Below are 18,915 nucleotides of genomic sequence, written 5' to 3'. Positions count from 1 at the left end.
TAAGTTAATGGGTAATTGCTTTTGTAATCATCGATATATCTCCCGTAGAAGCAGCGATTAAGACAACGGCCTGCCAGGAATTGTTCTGAGCAATTTCATAATTAATTTCAGCACGGTTCAGCAGGTATAATGCCTGAGTAAAATCAACAATAGTGGTTAATCCATTCTCATACAAAGCTTTTTGTTGATTGAATGCATCTGTAGCAGCCTGTAATTGTATTTTGGACTCAGTTATTTTTGATAAGGCATTTTTATATTTCAGTTCCGAAAGGTTCTGCTGATTATAAAGTTCCTGCTGTAATTGCTGGTAATCAAGATCCAAGGTTTTGGTAATCAGTTTCTGCTCATTGACTCTGGTATTATTTCTGTAAAAATCTGTAAGATTCCAGCTGAGATTGAGGCCAACAATATAATTCATCCGATCTACCCCAACTCCTTTCAGATACGATTGAGAATAAGCTGAATTGTCCTGAACGTAATTCCATCCAAAGTTTGATCCTCGTCCCTGAAATGCTCCGAAAAATGAAAGAGAAGGCAGCCCGGAAGTATGTAAATAGGCTTCCTGCTGCTTACTTTTATTAATTTTCTGGGCAACAAAAAGAGTGGTTGGATGATTGGTAATAGATGAGGTATCCTCAATTAAAGAAGGCGTATTCTTGCTGAAATAATGATCCAGTTGATAATCAGCAAAATTTTCTGCCAACAGATCTGATAATTTTTTATTGTATTCCAGCACATGATCATTAGCATTGATGATAGCAGTCTGGGCATTTGACATTTCTGCTTTTGCTAAGGATGCGTCTACTTCAGGGATTAGGCCACTGTTAGCTCTTGCCTGAGCAATAGAATAAATAACTTCTGAACGTTTATGATTTTCATGCTGTACATTTTCAAGCCGCTGACTGACCAGAAGATTAAAATAAGCGGCAGCTGTTTTTACCTGATGCTGAAAGATTTCCTGCTTCAGATCAGCTTTTTGAATTTCCGTATCAGCAGATTCTACATTTTCTTTTGTTTTTAGCTTCCCAAATGTGTAAACATTCCAATTGATATTGGTTAAGTATAAGCTGCCGAAACCTGAGTTCCAGTTTTGCTCTGCCAAAGGCATGGAAGTAGAATTAATGCCGGATCCACCCATATTGTACATAGGTCCATTTTGAGCATTAATAGTCCCGAAGCTCTGCTGAGCCATTAAGGTAACTTCCGGAAGATAGTATGTTTTTTGCAGCTTAAGCCTTTCATGCGAGGCCTGTATATTGATCTCTTTCTTTTGAATAGACTGGTAATTTTTTTCGGCCCTGAGAAGTACGTCCTCCAGACTCGTCAACTGAGCAAAGGACAGCGCAGGGCAGCCCAGCCATAAGATGAGTGCTCTGAATGATAAATTCATAGAATATTTTTAGAATTAAAATTGAAAAATAATTGTCCCGATCGGGATCACGGTATGATTCAATCAATTCTAAATTCTATAAACACAGTGAAGAATGAAAAGGGAAGGGTAATTGAGATGGTATTTTGAAGGATCAAAATAAAAAGTGTGGTTTTCCGGGTCAACAGGTAGTGAAAGATCAAATACAGCTCCCAGGTTATAATAGGGAATAGATGCTGATAAGAATTTAACCGGAGAATTTTTGTAAGAATGAGGAAGATTATCTTCTTTGCAGATCTTTTTTACTTCCAGTTTACAACATTTACTATGATTTTTTTCTTTATTGGCACTGCATTTCGGACAGTCTAAATCAGAGAGTTTTTTGAGACCTACGTGTACTTCACTTGCATTTCCTTTACATACGTGCTTACTGGTCGTAAATCCTGAAGAAACTACAATGTACAGAAGAATAAACAGTATGTGAAAGACTCTTTTCATTTCGCGGGATAAAATTAAAATGAATATGAGTCTTGATGTTATAGAATTATGGAAGAAGTTTATACTTTAAAGGATTTTTTAATGAAATTAATTTAGTGAAACCTTTACATTATAATCTTTAAAAATTTCAAGAATCTCTGTGAATTTAGACTTGAATAGTTTTTTACTTGTTCGATGATTTATCCAAATTAATTCTGAAACGGATTCTACACCAAAATCACCACGAAGACAGTCATATAATGAAGCTAAATTGCGACCGAAATATCCTCCAGGTCCATGAATTTCTTCTCCTAAGGTACAGAGAAAACTATCCAGATTATGAAATTCATTTCCATCAATCTGAATGGTAATATTTGTCTTTGATGTGTTATTATTACTGTTGTTTAAAGCACATACAAGCCATCCCTGCAGTTCATCTTTTTTGAAAGTCTTCCAAATATTTTTTTCAGTAATTTTATTATTGATTTTCATATCCAAAGCTTTTTGAAAGCCTTTAGGATGTTGCCATACATGACCAATAAAGGTGATATTATTATGTTTGGATTTGATGATCTTGATATTACTTACAAAAGTACGTGCTACAATATTTTTTTGTTCATCCAATACAGATATGTAACCATGGTTGTCATAAGTTTTTGAAGAACTTTCTATAGCAGATTTAAAACTGGTTACATCATTAACATTGGCGAGTCTTACCTTTCTATATGCAATGGTATGAGTTCCTTCAATATTGTTTATTCTACCTATAAAGCTAATGATTTTAGAATTTTCACCCTGATCTAATGCAAATCCAAACATATAATTTATACTGATTGTTTTATTGTTTCACAACCTTATTTCCTACTCCGGTAAGAGAGGCATTAGGCTTTCCTGATTTTGTTCCTGAAGTTCTATAGTACACTGTATTGTTACCACCTTCTATAGCAACATTATCTACTTTATCAATGTATATTTTATTACCTGTTCCCGAAACTGAGATCTTTCTTGCACTTCCTTTAACCGTTACTGTATTGTCGCCTCCTGAAACCTCAACATTTCCACCATTAAGACTATAATTAAGGGTATGGCCTACACCGTCTACCTGTATTGTTTTCCCATTAGACTGTTCCACTCCTTTCGTGGATTCTGTTTTTCTGGATTGAGAAAATGCGGTTCCTGTTCCTAGTAGCAGAAATGCTAAAATACCTGCTGTTTTAATACTTTTCATATTGAATTTGGTTTTTGTTGTGGGTAAATATAAGTACAAAATAATTTTCTCATAGTTAATCAAAAGTTAAATGATTTATTTTTTGAGGATGATGTGAGTCTATTTTAAAAGTGGAATAGAATATTGTTTGCACTCTTAATTTAAATCCAAAGATTTTATTTAGTGAAGAATCCTTGTCCAGGTTTTAAACCTTGACAAGGATATTAGCTGTTTCTAACTTCAAGTTGACATCATCATAAAAAAAGCCTCTAAAACTAGAAGCTTAATCAAATCGTAAAATGTAGATTACTTTACAATAATTCTTTTAAGATGTCCTTCTGAAGTTTTCACAAGATAAACTCCTGTAGAAAGATTTGAAGTATTTACTGTTAAAGCATTTTTTTCTTTTCCAATAAGCTTTCCAGACATATCGTATAATTCATAGTTCTGTTTTCTGTTGAAATATAAAATATTTCCTTTATTCACAGGATTTGGGAAGACATTGAATGTTTCTTTTTCAGATTTTACTTCACCGGTTGCTAAAGTTGGTAACTGAGCTACTTCATACATGGATAAAGTTCCGCTGATCTCATTGGCAATAATCACATAGCCTTTATGAGTGGTAGTGTTTTCCGGAGCGATATAGATAATTCCTTCAGGACCGTTATCTCCACCGTAAGCTGAGGTAGAGCGGGAATGTTTATAATCTGTGAAAGTAGGATTATTTGGATTGGTGATATTGTAAACCATTACACCGCCTGTTCTTTCGAGTGTGATAAAGGCATAAGTCTGTCCGTTTATTGTCCCAAGGGCTACGCCTTCCGGCTCAGGACCTTTTGCCCGGCTTCTGCTTTTAATCGTGTTGGATTCATTATCGGCATTGAAAATCAAAGGATGTTTGGCCGCGATATATCTTTCAAACTGATCTCCACTGTCATACACCTGCTGTTTCGTATCTGCATTAAAAATAGAGAACGAGCGTGCTCCTAAAGCTGCAATTTCTTCAAAATCTGCATCACCATCTGTATTTCCTGTTGCAGATGAAACCCTAAATCTTCCCAGATTGTGAGGTGCTTTTAATATGTTGGCATTAGGGAAAATAACAGGATCTAAAGCATAACTATTTGCTCCTACTGTTGTTCTTTCACTATATCCCGAAAGATCTTTTTCATCCCCTTCATTAGCAGTTACAATATAATTGGTATTTCCTACTTTATAGTTTTGTACTGCATCAGGAAGATAGTAAGCTTTTACAGGCCAGTTGGCAATAAGAACCTCACCATTGTTGTCTGAAGCATCAAAACCATTCCCTGGAAGACTCATATCTTTTTTACCTAATCCCCAGATTCCGGTAATGATCTTTGTGGTAAGATCAACCTCAGCAATGGCATTGTTTTCCTGAAGAGTTACCCATGCTTTTTGGCTGTCTGCACTCACAGTAACATATTCCGGTTCCAGATCCTGGGAAAGTGTATTGTTGGTTCTTACTTTTCTTAACCCTGTAGCAGTTAAAACAGCCACCTGTGAATCAAAATTATTAAAATTTAAAGTCGTTACATTGCTTTGCGTGAGGTTACCAATTCCCCCTGAAATATCAATAATACTGATGGTTCCCTCAGGATCTACAGTGTAAGCATCATTAGGTTCACCTTCATTAGCTGTAATCACTTTTGTTCCGTCAGGAGTAAAGGTTATCATATCCGGTAAAGCTCCTACAGTAACCTGTTTCAGGAAGTTTCCATTAATATCAAAAAATACTACAGAACCGTTCTGTTGCGGATTGGTATTCGGAGATGCTGCTGCGATAATTCCATTTTTTACGGCGATGCTGGTAATTCCTCCATATGAAGCCATATTGATAGTATTAATTACCGAAGGACTGTTAGGATTACTGAAATCAATAATATCAAAAACATCTGTAAGAGAACTGATGGTAAACAGTCTTTGAGTTGCAGGATCATGAACAACAATCTCTGTGGAACTGTTATTGTTTCCGGAAGGATCAAAGCTTCCGATATAGTTCAGTTTGATCTCATTAGAAGGAGCTGGTGCCGGTTTATCATTGTCTACAATATAAATGGTTGCAGAGTTATCTCCTGAAATAATTGCTCCTGTTGGGTTTTCAAGGCTCACTACAAAATATTCAGCATTTTGTTCTTCTAATGTATCATCAATAATAGGGATATTGACAGTATAGCTCGTTGTGGAAGGAGTGATATTGATGGTTTGATTGGCTAAGGTAAAATCATTATTGTCTGCCGTACTAAAAGGAGCAGGTTTAACAACAAGATTCACAGTTGCAGCAGAAGGATTTACTACATTAATTTTGAAAGCCAGTGTTCCTGCATTTTCATTTACTTTGATGAAATTTTTATCAAGAGCAATAGAGGTTCCGGCAGTTGTAAAGATAGAAGAAGTTACTGCAGTTACGGCATTATCACTGAAATCCTCAATAGTATTGGGCTTAAGTGACAGATAATACGTTTGGCCCGGCACTAAGCCGGAAGTTGGGAGAATGGTGATGGTGTTGTTGCTAAAAGCCGTCGTAAAGGGAACCTGAGTGCCTGTAGCATTTCCAAGACGGAATTCTACAAGATTTTGTGCATTAGAATCGTTTATCGCAGAGTTATCTGTTAATCTTACATTTTCATTAAAAGAAATAGTAGGATTAACCGTTGTTGAAGCATTATTGGTATTGTTGACAGGAAGATAGGTGGTTACAGGTGGAGTAGTATCAACACCTCCTGCTGGTGCTGCATCCACTGTAAAGTTATCGAAACGGTTGTTGCCCCCTGTTCCGCCTCCTGCTGCGGAGAATTCAACCTTTAATTTAAAGTTGGGGTTATTGGATACTCCTGCCACTGCAGAAAAATCAAAACTAATTAACTGCGGATTGGCATCCTGAGGGGTAACGGTCTGATATGGAACAAAAGTAGTTCCATCTGTTGTATAAGACCATGTTTGTGTTCCGGCTCCCTGTCCGGATCTTCTTGTTGTAAACTTTACAATAACATTATTGTATCCGGTTGTAGGCAGATTGAACTGTAAAACACCACCAATAGGATTGTTGAATCTTAAATGAGTACCGGATGCATCTCCGTTTCTTGCATTTAGATTGTCAATATTGAAATTTTGTCCGGTACCGCCTGCAAAATCAATTACACTTGTACCACCTGCTATGGTTACAAGAGCTCCGTTGGCTAATGTAGATGAAGGTGCCGTGATAGCGGTTTCAGATGAATTATTATTAAAATTCCAGTAATGGATAAGCGTCTGTCCGAAAAGCCCGGTCTGAAAAAAGAACGCGGCTGCGACTGACCCTTTTAATAGGTAGTTGTTGATCATTTTTGGCTTCAATTAGATAAATACAAAAATGAACTTTATGTTTGGTAACTATTTTAATGGAATTTTAAGAAATGTTTAAAAAATAGGTCTGTTTCTGATAAAATATAAAATGATGATAGACAAGAATCAGTTATTTTGAAGGTTTGCCGGAAAAATTTAACATTGTTCCTGACTTAGCTCCTTCCAAAGGATGTTTCTGCATATACAGAAATCCTGAAACTGCAGTCAGAACCAAGAGTACAAAAATAACCAGAACAATTCTTTTTAACATGTCTCTCATATCGCTAAATTTTTAATATCCCGAATTTCTAAAGTTGAAGAAGGATAGCCTTTTTTTACAGCATTGATCATAGCTTTTCCCACTTCATGTAAAGTTAGTGATTTTGACGGTAAAAAAATAGGAAAAAACCAAATAAAAGGTTTGAAAAACCATTTTACATTGATTTGGCCCTCAACAGGTTTCATAAATCCAGGTCTGAAATTGTAGGCTCCTTTAAAATTCATTTTTTTCAAAGTATTTTCTGTTCTCCCTTTTACTCTTGCCCACATCAGCTTTCCACTTTCTGTACTGTCGGTACTTGCTCCGGATACATAATTGAATACCATTTCTGGATTTTGACGTAAAACTGCTTCTGCAAAATGGATGGTGGTATCATATGTAATTCTGGTATAATCCTCTTCATTCATTCCTACACTGCTGATTCCGGCACAAAAGAAACAGGCATCATATCCTTTTAAGTTCTCATCGTTGATATCGATGGATAAAAAGTCCGGAACGAGATATTCTTTTAATTTAGGATGCTTTTTTCCAGATGGTTTTCTACTGATACTAAGGACCTCAGACACATTGGGATTTTCAAGGCATTCCAGTAAAACACCTTCACCTACCATTCCGGTAGCACCTGTAAGAATTATTTTAATTGAGCTCATTGTTTTGCTATTGATAGTTGTATGACGGATGAGAGTAGAGAATTACTTTAAAGATAAAAGATAAAAGATCTTGTCGTTAAACAACAATTATGCATTCGGATATCAACATCAATAGGGGCGGGCTTTAGCCCGCTCAATAAATAAGATAACCCAATTCCATTGGCTTTAGCCAAAACCTAAAAATAATGTGTTTATTTTCTGTTTGTGAGAATGTTGAGATTGCTTCGCTGCGCTCGCAATGACGATTGAGGATGGTAAGATAGGGGGAATATTTTAGCCCTGATTGCAGCGGCATCCTTTTTTTGCTTGGTGATTTTGATGAGGGCGAAAAAGATACAGCGTAAAGCAGGAATAGCTCCTGAAAAATAAAACCGGAAAGAAACTGCCCGGCTTTACATGTAATTATGCTTTAAAACTATTTTTTATGCTGTAACTGACTGTAGATATTCTGGATTAAACCATCTGCTACAGAGATCTTTGGTACAAAAATCTTATTGATATCCGACCAGGCCATTACATTGTTGAAAATGCTTAAGGCGTGAACCAATACATCAGCTCTGTCTTCCCTAAGACTGTATTTTGTCATTCTTTCTTCTACCGAAAGTTCATTGAATTCTTTGTGAACCTTTTTCAGATGAGCTAAAGACATGGGCTTTCCGTCTTTAGTTTTGCTCATGGAGAATACTTTATTGATGTTTCCTCCTGATCCTATGGCTACAATTGGTTTTTTGCTGACAATATTCTTTTTGATTTCTTCTCTCATTTCTTTCCAGTTATCTATGGTAACAAGATTGTTGAGAAGACGGATCGTTCCGATATTGAAGGATCTTTCATACATCATTTTACCGTTTTCATAGAATGTAAGCTCTGTGGAACCTCCTCCTACGTCAATATATAAATACGCAAATTCTTTGTCAAGACCTTCAGCAACATGGTTTTCATAAATTAGGGTTGCTTCTTCGTCTCCGGAAATAATCTCGATATTGATTCCGGAAGCTTCCTGTACCTGTCTGATAATTTCATCACCATTGGCAGCATCACGCATGGCACTGGTGGCACAGGCTCTGTAATGGTCTACTTTATAGATCTTCATCAGGTCACTGAAGATTTTCATGGAGTCGATGACCATTTGTTCTCTTTCGGGACCTATTTTTCCGATGGTGAATACATCCATACCTAATCTCAGAGGGATTCTCAGAAGATTCAGTTTGATGAATTCCGGTTTTTTATTGTTTATTTTTACTTCATTAATGAGAAGTCTGGCGGCATTACTTCCTATGTCTATTGCTGCGATCTTCATTTTTTGCTTGTTTTAGCTTTTAAATACTTATAGGTTTCTATTTGCGATCTACATTCTTTTTTATCATTTCTGATGTATTCGTTGCTTAGTTTTTTATCTAAAATTCTAGCCTTTACATTATCTCTAAGCTGAATATCAAGAATGTCTTTTAATTCTTTTTTAAGGTTTTTGTCGGTTATCTTGGCTGCGGCTTCAATTCTGTAATCAAGGTTTCTGGTCATCCAGTCGGCGGAGGAAATATACATATCTTCTACGCCTTTATTGTAGAAATACATTACTCTGGCATGTTCCAGATATTCATCTACGATACTGATGGCCTTAATTTTTTCTTTAAATTCCTTTTGATTAACGGCACAGTAGATTCCCCTTACAATAAGTCTGATGACTACTCCTACTGTGGCAGCATCATATAATTTCTCAATTAGCAATCTATCACTCAGTGAATTGGCTTTAATAATGATCTCTGCTTTTCTTCCAGCTTTAGCTTCCTCAATTTCCTTATCAATATGGTGAACAATCTTTTCACGCATAAATTGGGGGCAAACTAATAAATTTTTACAAGTTTTCAAAACCGGCAGGTAATCATCTTTTGGTTTTTTCAACACATTGAATACTTTATTGATATCTGCCATAATGCCACGGTCAGAAGTCATAAGTAAGTGGTCTCCATAAATTCTTGCGGTCTTTTCATTGAAATTTCCGGTACTTACAAATCCATACTGAATGGTTTTGTTATGGGCTCTTTTCTTGATGATGCAAAGTTTTGCATGAACCTTTTTATTTGGAAGCCCGATAAGTACGGTGATTCCTTCCGGTTCCAGCATATCTTTCCATTCCAGATTGGATTCTTCATCGAATCTTGCCTGAAGTTCGAGCATTACAGTTACTTCTTTCCCGTTTCTGGCTGCATAAATCAATGCATTACTGATTTTTGAGTTACTGGCCAGTCTGTAGGCTGTAATCTGTATAGATTTTACATCCGGATCCATGGCTGCTTCACGCAGAAGATCAATCACCGGATTATATTTATGATACGGGAAAGTAAGAAGTACATCTTCTTTCATGATCACATCGGTAACTCTTTCTCCATGCTCAAAGGCCTGGTGAGTGAAAGAAGTTCGTTCCACAGGTCTTGCATAGGTTTCAAAAACATCCGGAAAGTCCATGAAGTGTTTGAAGTTGTGAATTTTTCCTCCCGGAATAATGCTGTCTTTCTTTGTTAAGTTCAGTTTTCTGATCAAAAGCTCAAGCAAAGCCTTATCCATATCTTTGTCAAAAACAAATCGGGTAGGTTTCCCTTTTCTGCGGTTTTTAAGGCCTTTTTCTATTTTTTCTGCAAAGTTGGTACGAATGTCATTATCAAGGTCCAGCTCGGCGTCCTTCGTTACTTTAAAGGCATTAGCTGCAAACTCATCATATCCGAAATAAGAGAAAATGTGTGGTAAGTTGAAGGTAATTACATCTTCCAGAAGCATTACATTTTTTTCTTCCGGATCTTCGGTGGGAAGCAGTACGAATCTTCCTACAAAGCGGGAAGGAATTTCAATAATGGCATAGTTGCTGGAATACTGCCAGTCTTTTTTTCTCATGGCTACTCCCAGATAGAGACTTTTATCTCTCAGGTAAGGCATTGGTGTATTTTCATGAAGAAGAATAGGAATCACATTAGATTCCACAACTTCATCGAAATAGTTTCTGACAAAATCCTTTTGTTTTGCGGTCAGGTTTTTGGAATTCTTGATGAATACTTTATGATCAGCCATTTCAGTCTGGATTGTTTTCCAGGTTTTATCGAAATTCAGCTGGTGTCTCATCACTATTTCATTAATTCGCTGAAGAATTTTGGAAGGTGGCTGATAAAAGGACTCGGAAATAACCTTTTCCTTAAAATCCATGGCACGCTTTAATCCGGCAACACGCACTCTGAAGAACTCATCCAGATTGTTGGAGAAGATTCCAAGAAAACGTATTCTTAAGTGTAAAGGAACTTTTTCATCCATGGCTTCCTGTAAAACTCTTTCATTAAAGGCTAACCATGTAATATCTCGTGGATTAAAGTGTAATGACATTCTAAATGTGTATATTTTATCAAAAATAATAATTCGTACAGTTTCTGTCCCTATTTCTTAGATTAAACTTTGATTAATTTTAATAATTTTGAAGCGTATGGTATTTCAGTAGAAAGCAGCTTTTGTTACTGATGATGTATTTGTAATATCTTTTTTATTTCCTCAACTTTTTTATACATTTTATTGAAGAAAATATATCTTGCTTTATTGTTAGAAGAAAGCAGTTCAGAATTTTTCAGAATCAAATCCAGGCTTTTTTCATAATTTCCACAGACTCTTTCATCCAATGTATAGTAATAGCTCAGGATATTGTAGGGTAAAAAGAGCATCTTTTGATCTGCAAATCTGATAAAGACACTATTGTTCATGATCAGGAGGTCATTTTGATATAAAGTAAGCGAGCCTTTTTTTTCGCTGATGACGTCTTCCTCTATCTGGGTAAGCATTTCTGTAATTTCTTCACAGATTTTCAGTGCATTATCAATATGAATGAGTTCCAGCTGATGAAAATAAAGAATCTGCTCGAGAAGTGTATAGATGGTGACATTGCTCCATATTTCGGTGGAATTTACATCATTATAGACTTCTGAAAGTAGCATTGCTTTTTGATTGATCTTTTCCGGAATTTCAAAACTTTCAAAACTTATCCGTTGTGAAAAAAAGACAACATCCATCAGCTTAAGCCAGGTATAAATCTTGAATTTTCTCAGATTCTCAAACCTCATAAAATAGAAAAGAGGAATATCTTTAGCAGCATAGATGAATTCTACATTCGGAGTGTTTTTTACCTTTTGCAGATTTCGGATAGAGGATTCGAAATACATTTCCAGATCATCAATGTTGTAGATATCATGAATCTTGTTTAAAACAGCATTGTTTAGATTTGAATTGTGAATCAGATCCAGTGAGACTCCAAAATGAGAAGCCAGTGAGATACCTTCATTCAGGGTGATGTGGCTTTTTCCACTGATTCTTCTATAGGCTGTATCATTGGAAAGTGCCAGTTTGTCAATCATGATTTCTACCAGGTTCTTCTTTCCCCCGGATTCTTTTAATAGCAGCTCAAAAAGATTTTTCTGATAGTTTTTCATGGTAATTAGTGTTTGTTGTCAAAAATATCTAAAAAAAATAAATATTTGTTAGTTTTTAGATAATTAATCTTATTTATATCACCTCAATAGGATGCATTGTCCTTTCACAGCTGATTTGTTTTCTGGATTTTTGTATAGTTTAAAATATTGCTTATGAGAAAAAATTTACTACTAATTCTTTTCTTATTGGTTTCAATAGAAGGAATTAGATCACAGTCATTATCATTTGAGTATGATACTGGGGGAAATCAAATTGTAAGAAAATACTGTGCTTTATGTTTGTTTGCTGACAAACAGGCCCAAGTAGATCTACTGGCCAGTAAAAAGGAGTTTCCGCCTCCAGAGTATCAGGTCAAGATTTACCCAAACCCCACGAAAGATAAGGTAACCCTTGTCTGGTCTGCTGAGCTGGGTGCTATGATTCAGAAAGTGGAATATATAGCCTACAACTTCACCCAATACCGAGAGCTTACGTTTGATAAGAGAGAGAATAAGGTCATACTGGACCTTACGAATCAGCCAATCGGCATGTACGTGGTCGTTTTCCACTTGAATACTGGGGAAAAACTGACTTACAAGATATTAAAACAATAACCAAGACGACGAACATGAGAATCAAATTCTACTTTTTGATAGCTCTACTCTCAGTAGTGGGGCTATTTAACGGACAATCTGTAGGGCAGATAGCAGGTGAAATATCAGTGTCTTCAACTGGAGGTGCCAATTATACAATTCCTATAGCTAATCTTCCGGGCATTAAGGATGTTACTCCCAATATTTCCCTTTCTTATTCCAGTCAATCAGGAAATGGAGTTGCGGGATGGGGCTGGAATATTGGCGGAATATCATCTATTACACGGGTAGCTTCAACAAAATTCCATGATGGAGTAATTGATGGGGTGAATTATAATAATAGTGACAGATTTGCTTTTGATGGGCAGAGGTTACTCTTGAAATCTGGCACTTATGGGGCTGATGGAGCAGAGTACCAGACGGAACAGTATTCAAATGTAAAAATCGTTTCCCACGGAAGTGTTGCCAATGGACCTGAATATTTTATGGTGTATTATCCAGATGGTAAAACGGCAAAATTTGGAGGTGGAAGTGGCTTTTTGGGCTCGAATACCTTTGAATGGAAGATGAATTACATTGAAGATGCTCAGCAGAACAGAATCAAATTTATCTATGACAGCTACAATAATTATATCTATATCAAGACTATTGAATATGGTAACAATGCATCGGTAAATCCGGATAGCAGTCCGAATAAGATACAGTTTTACTATAAAGATGCAGCCCGAACAGATCAGGCTTATATTTATGGGGCAAGAAATATGTATTCACACAGAAAACTGGATAGGATAGAGGTAACAGGGAATGCTCAGCTTTACAGAAAGTATCAGTTAATGTATAGTGTTACTTCATTGAATTATGAAAAACTGGTGAGTATTTACCAATATAATGGAAGCGGTGAAACAATCAAGCCTGTTACTTTTGAGTATGATAACACTGAAAATGGTATTGCCAACAATTCCAAGACTATAACAGCTGTTTCTCCTGCGTATGATAAAAGCAACTGGCAATATACTTCAGGATATTTTGATAGTGATAGTTCGATTGATTTTATGACGTATCCTAATTCTAAGGATCAGCTTTACAGGTTCAATTCTGGACAACTCATTAATTCCAACTCTAATATTTCGGGAACGATGACCAGTGTTGAAAAATTCAAGGACATCTTTTCTACGAAATTGGTTTTACCTAATGATAAATACTATAATCTGGATGCGATATCTACTGTTATAAGCAATAATACAGGCTCGGTTACCAATGAGGAAATCATTAAAATAAACAATTATATTCCGAATGCCGCAAATTCACTTGATTTATCATTCACCAATTCATATAAATTTCCAACAGCAATAAATGACAGATGTATTGTCATCAATGGAAGTAATACTTACTATTCCAGAATTCCAAAGGAATATTTTACAGGAGATTTTGATGGGGACGGAATTTCTGATATTGTAGCTGTAGTGCGACCTTATAGTGTGGAGCAGACTTATTATTGCGGACCTGCAAAGACGGCACCAGATAATAGACCACCACCAGACTGTTGTTCGCATGATATTACGGTTAATACATCTCAGGTCTTTCTGTTGAAATTAGATTCTCATAACTCAGCAGTACAATCTCCGGTGATATTGGGCTATAATAGTGTAGTTACCGGTGAATCTCGAATTTATGTAGCAGATTTTGATGGAGATGGGATATCAGATTTATATATCGTTAATCCCGGACGAATTTTTGTATATGGGATGAATAACGGAACTTTTACCCAAAAGGCTTCTTTTTCCCATAATCTTATCAAGAAGGATTTTCCCTGCTATCTTGCAGATTTCAATGGAGATGGCAAAACAGACTTGGTGTTTCCCATAGATAATGCCAATACCAATTGGTTTTTCATTGTAAGTTCCGGAGAATCGTTTGAAAGTAGTGTAAAGGATATAGGAACCAATTATTTTAAGCCTCAACTGGTCAATTCCTGTTATCCGGGACCATCACCCAATTCTCAGATTTGTGGGTATATGCTTCAGGTATACTATTATAATTTTGCAGATATCAATGGAGATGGAAGAGCTGATCTATTCTACCATGATATCCTGACTCCTCATAATGTACCAGACTATGGACCTGGGCAGAATGGAGCTTACCTGGCCTATGGAGATAATTATAGTATCAGGGATAAAGGAGGAGTCAAGTACAACATGGGAAGTAATGTGAATGGAATTCCTACTTTCTCAGCCTATGTTGATGGTTGGCAAAACAACTATACTTATGGAGGGGCTATTAACAAAGGAACCCCTATCTTTCTAACCAATTCCAATATTACCAATCAGAATCTAGATTATGCCTTTTTTGGTGGAGATAAGATCAAATATGTCTCATTCAAGAAAGATAACCGGGTAGATATGACCTTGAGAAAAATCAAGAGTAATGACTTGGTGACAGACATTACCTATGATACGGTTTTAGATGCAGGAAATGGGTCTGGAACATATACAGCCGACTCTTCTGAACAATATCCATACGTAAACCTTAATATTGCTCCATCAGTAAAGCTGGTAAAAAAAATTGAAAGAAGCTTTAATGGAGAATCTAAAATTCAGGAATACAGATATAAAGGTGCGGTGATGAACCTGGAAGGCTTAGGGTTTATGGGCTTTAAAGGGGTCGCTAAATCAGCTGTATTTGGTGGAACTATTACTCAGCCTCTTTGGACTGTTTCTCTACATGACATACAGAAAAGAGGAGTAATCAAGGAAAGCTATTTAAACGGAAGTGTTAATTTTGACTCTCCAAGTACTTTTATCTCAAAAACAGTTAATAGTTATACTACTTCACTGCTACCCAATAAGGTCTTCGTGAATTTACCATCACAGATACAGCAAACGGATGTTCTGATGGGAACTGTTGTAAATCAGTATTATGATACTTATGATACTTACAATAATCCTAAAAAGATGAGAACGGTAGCTAATGGTGGAGAAAAGATTACTTTGATTGATTATGAGGACAACCCAACAGGAATCGGGAATCAGTATTATATCGGAAGGCCTATAAAAAGTACCGAAACTCAAACATTGGGAACCGATGTATTTTCCACAGAGGCACTTTCCACTTATTCTAACGGGCTTGTTGCTCAAACCAAGAAAAAAGGAAATAATACAGATTATATCACCGAAGATTTTGTATATGATGTATTTGGAAATAATATACAGAAAACTCTTTCTACAACAGGTATAGCTCCACGTGTTGAGAAGATGCAATTTGATCCTACAGGAAGATTTCCTATCAAGACTACGGATGTTTTAGGGACAGCTTCTACCTTTACTTATGATCCTGATTTTGGAATGTTGCTTTCCAGTACCAATAGTTTGAATCAGGCAGCTTCTAATGTTTATGATACCTGGCAACGAAAAATAGAAGAAAAGGATATCTATAATAATTCTACCAAGTACTATAATGAATGGATTATTTCCGGAGATTTCATCAATGGAATTAAATTAAGGGTGGTGGATGCTACAGGAGCTACCAAAGAAACATTAACCGACAACTGGGGCAGGGTACGTTTGGAAAGAGGATTATCCCTCAATGATAAATGGATAGAGAAAAGAACGGATTATGATGTGTTAGACAGGCCATATAAAGTAAGTGATCCTTATTTTTCCACCACTTCACCAAGCAGATGGACGGTAACGGAATATGATGGATATGGAAGAATGGTTAAAAACATATATCCAACAGGAAAAATAATCACGACTTCATACAACGGATTATCCGCAACAGTTGTAGACGGACAAAAAACACAAACCATTACCAAGGATGAATGGGGTAACAAAGTTAAGATGGTTGACAATGGTGGAGCAATCGAGTATACTTATTATGCTAATGGGGGACTGAAATCATCCAACTATGCCGGACATATCATTAAGGTTGAACAGGATGGATGGGGTAGAAAAACAAAAACGTCCGATCCGTCAGTAGGAGGTGACTATACTTATGCATATGATGGTTTAGGGCAGCTTTTGGAAGAGAAAAACCCTAAAGGAAAAACGGCATATGTCTATGATCAATACGGAAGAGTTATCCACAAAGAAGTTATGGGCGATAACACTGATATAATCGTTAATTTTAGCTATACAGCCCAGGGGTTGCTTGATTCTGAAACAGGAAATTCCAATGGTGTGAGCAACTCTTTTACCTATAAATATGACAGTTTTTATAGGGTCTCTGAACAGGAAGAAAATAATGGGGTAGCTACTTTCAGTAAACGATTTGTTTATGATAATTTTGGAAGAATCGCAAGAGAAAAGACGGAAACCGTTTTTGGTGCCCTTTCCAGTATCGTTGATACTGAAAATATCTATGCTTCCTGCGGAATGTTGGTTGCTATAAATGATGGCAATGGAAAGATAATCTGGAAATTAAACAGTATTAATGAGCAGGGGCAGGTGATTTCTGCCTATTTTGGTAATGGAACAGATATTAGTAATACCTATGATGCAAATTATTATCTAAGAGCGGTAAGACATAGGAGTAATGCAGGAATGATTCTATTCAATGAATACACTTTTGCAGCGAATGTAGGGTTATTGGAAAGTAGAAAAAATAATGTAATTACCGGTGGATGGCAGGAAGTCTTCAAGTATGATAATCAGCTTAGGTTGATTTCATGGTCGGATCCAAGTGGAACCCAATCACAAAAATATGATACTTATGGAAGGATTGTTAAGAATAGCCAGGTAGGTGAGTATAAATATACAGAAGGAAACAGATATAGAAAAAAAGGAATTAATTTAAATGCGATTGGTGATAGTTATTATAAGGTAAATCAGTTGCAGACAGTCTCCTATAATGCTTATAGAAGTCCGGTGAGCATTGCACAGGATGGAGACGAAATGGTGAAATTCAGTTATAATATCCGCCAGTCAAGAGCAACTTCAGAATATGATTATAATAAGACCTTTTCATACTACGGAAAATATAAGATGTATTCAGATGATAAGACAGTGGAAATCATTACGAATTCTTTTCCTGGAAAACCTTCTGATGGTTTTGTAAATACAAGAATTATTACCTATATCGCAGGAGATCCTTATTCAGCTCCTGCTGTGTATATCAAAGATTTTAATCCTCAAGAGCAAGTACTTACTGAAAGTATTCATTATCTTCATAGAGACTATCAGGCAACTATTCTTGCCATCTCTGATAAAGAAGGAAAAATAGAGGAAAGAAGACACTTTGACCCTTGGGGAAATTTGGTATATCTGGAAAAAGATGGGGTAAAAGTAGATGTTAAGAAAGGAGCTCGTGACTTATTTATAGAAAGAGGGTACACAGGACATGAGCATTTCTTCCAGGTAGGGCTTATCCATATGAATGGAAGAATATATGATCCTAAGTTGCATACTTTCTTATCAGTAGACAATAACATACAGGATCCTTTTAATACTCAAAACTATAACAGGTATGGGTATGTACTGAATAACCCATTGATGTATACCGATCCTAGTGGAGAATTCTTTTGGATTGCTGCCCTCATCTATGCGGCTGTAAACCTTACCGTTGATTTGATTGCCACGAAAGGAAATATGAATTTCGGACAAATTGCCTTATCCATTCATAGAGGAGCAGAAAGTGGTTTGTTGGGCGGGGCTACGTCCATCGTAGGAGCTATAATCGGAGCTGTAGCATTACAGGCAAGTAAGCTCATACCTTCCATCCCTATCATACAGGAGGAAAACTTTTATTTGGGTATTTCTTTCAATGTATCGTATGGAAATGGGTTTGGGTTTGGAGCAAGTATTGATACTACTTATAAAATGGGAGACTTTAACCTTTCCAATAGTTATGGAATTTCCTATTATGGCTATCATGGGGGAACAGGGCTTAGCGGATGGGAATATAGAAAATCTATAGTGTTTAATTATGACGACGGAAAGGTGGGCTTTTCTTTAGGATCAAACTGGTGGACAGGTTCCGGACAAATGTCTGAACTGACTCAAAAAACAGGATTGGTAGGGTTTCATTGGGGAGACTTTAGGTTTATGTATGAAAATGATGGCGGTATTCTGGTAAAACAATTGGGCTTAGGGGATAGAGGAGACAGCTACAGAACAGCTGCCCTGAACCTTAGTATAGGAGACTATAGCGCTGGGTTCAGTTTAATGACGGGCTATAGAGGTCTTGATAATCAGGCTGTAGAAGAGGAATCCAGGATAATGAATAATAAAGGAAAACTTGTGAACCCTGTAATGAATGAAAGAGATGGTTTTGGAAGGAAGTTCAAATATAGTTTTGTAAACGAAACTGGAACACCTTACAGATTAGGAGCGTTATATGTAGGGTATAAAGGATACCGTGTGGGAGTTAATTCCGAACATGTGAGACATGCCATCCAGAATCGGGCTATCCACGGACTTATCAAGGACAAAGGATTTGTAAACCAGTCCTGGAATTGGCAGCCTTATTTTCAATATAAAACCCCTAGTATGTTTACTACATGGTAATGAAAATGAAAGAATTAATATGCATTTTTTTTATGTTTCTTGTTAATCAGAACT

The 18,915-nt window shown here is 36.4% G+C and carries 12 protein-coding genes; 2 read left to right on the top strand and 10 right to left on the bottom strand.

What is annotated here, in order from left to right:
* Positions 1-4 precede the first annotated feature (4 nt).
* The 10 genes from WH267_RS18740 to WH267_RS18695 form a co-directional block, all read right to left on the bottom strand.
* Positions 5-1,390, bottom strand: a complete 1,386-nt coding sequence (locus tag WH267_RS18740) for a TolC family protein (protein ID WP_340010236.1) — start codon at positions 1,388-1,390, stop codon at positions 5-7.
* Positions 1,391-1,459: 69 nt separating this feature from the next.
* Positions 1,460-1,867 (bottom strand): HYC_CC_PP family protein, encoded by a 408-nt coding sequence (locus tag WH267_RS18735; RefSeq protein ID WP_340010234.1) that lies wholly within the window; start codon positions 1,865-1,867, stop codon positions 1,460-1,462.
* Between the two features lie 87 nt (positions 1,868-1,954).
* Entirely contained in the window at positions 1,955-2,665 is a 711-nt protein-coding gene (locus tag WH267_RS18730) for a barstar family protein (protein ID WP_340010233.1), read from the bottom strand.
* 19 nt (positions 2,666-2,684) lie between these two features.
* Positions 2,685-3,074, bottom strand: a complete 390-nt coding sequence (locus tag WH267_RS18725; protein WP_123318120.1) for a DUF3060 domain-containing protein — start codon at positions 3,072-3,074, stop codon at positions 2,685-2,687.
* Positions 3,075-3,359: 285 nt separating this feature from the next.
* Positions 3,360-6,398, bottom strand: coding sequence for a choice-of-anchor I family protein (locus WH267_RS18720; protein ID WP_340010232.1), 3,039 nt, complete (start codon positions 6,396-6,398; stop codon positions 3,360-3,362).
* 130 nt (positions 6,399-6,528) lie between these two features.
* Positions 6,529-6,678 carry a hypothetical protein gene (locus WH267_RS18715; RefSeq protein WP_165852170.1) on the bottom strand — a complete coding sequence of 50 codons (150 nt, stop codon included), beginning with the start codon at positions 6,676-6,678 and terminating at the stop codon, positions 6,529-6,531.
* The gene (locus WH267_RS18710; RefSeq protein ID WP_123318122.1) at positions 6,675-7,328 is read right to left on the bottom strand and encodes an NAD-dependent epimerase/dehydratase family protein; all 654 of its coding nucleotides are present in this window, start codon (positions 7,326-7,328) and stop codon (positions 6,675-6,677) included. Before WH267_RS18710 ends, WH267_RS18715 begins: the two co-directional genes overlap by 4 nt.
* Positions 7,329-7,743: 415 nt before the next feature.
* Positions 7,744-8,628 (bottom strand): Ppx/GppA phosphatase family protein, encoded by an 885-nt coding sequence (locus tag WH267_RS18705; protein WP_340010230.1) that lies wholly within the window; start codon positions 8,626-8,628, stop codon positions 7,744-7,746.
* Complete coding sequence (gene ppk1, locus WH267_RS18700) at positions 8,625-10,697, bottom strand: polyphosphate kinase 1 (protein ID WP_340010228.1); 2,073 nt, start codon at positions 10,695-10,697, stop codon at positions 8,625-8,627. The genes WH267_RS18705 and ppk1 overlap by 4 nt, the downstream gene beginning before the upstream one ends.
* A 125-nt stretch (positions 10,698-10,822) precedes the next feature.
* A complete protein-coding gene (locus tag WH267_RS18695; RefSeq protein WP_340010227.1) occupies positions 10,823-11,788 on the bottom strand; it encodes a hypothetical protein in 966 nt (321 codons plus the stop codon).
* A gap of 153 nt (positions 11,789-11,941) precedes the next feature.
* Here WH267_RS18695 and WH267_RS18690 point away from each other — a divergent pair, with 153 nt between their 5' ends.
* Positions 11,942-12,382, top strand: a complete 441-nt coding sequence (locus WH267_RS18690) for a T9SS type A sorting domain-containing protein (RefSeq protein WP_123318126.1) — start codon at positions 11,942-11,944, stop codon at positions 12,380-12,382.
* 14 nt (positions 12,383-12,396) lie between these two features.
* Positions 12,397-18,861 (top strand): polymorphic toxin type 23 domain-containing protein, encoded by a 6,465-nt coding sequence (locus WH267_RS18685; protein ID WP_340010224.1) that lies wholly within the window; start codon positions 12,397-12,399, stop codon positions 18,859-18,861.
* Positions 18,862-18,915 lie beyond the last annotated feature (54 nt).

This window comes from Chryseobacterium sp. MYb328 (assembly GCF_037572595.1).
Lineage (GTDB): Bacteria > Bacteroidota > Bacteroidia > Flavobacteriales > Weeksellaceae > Chryseobacterium > Chryseobacterium pennae.
The sequence above is the reverse complement of the archived record's forward strand: the minus strand, read 5'-3'. Positions and strand labels throughout refer to the sequence as shown.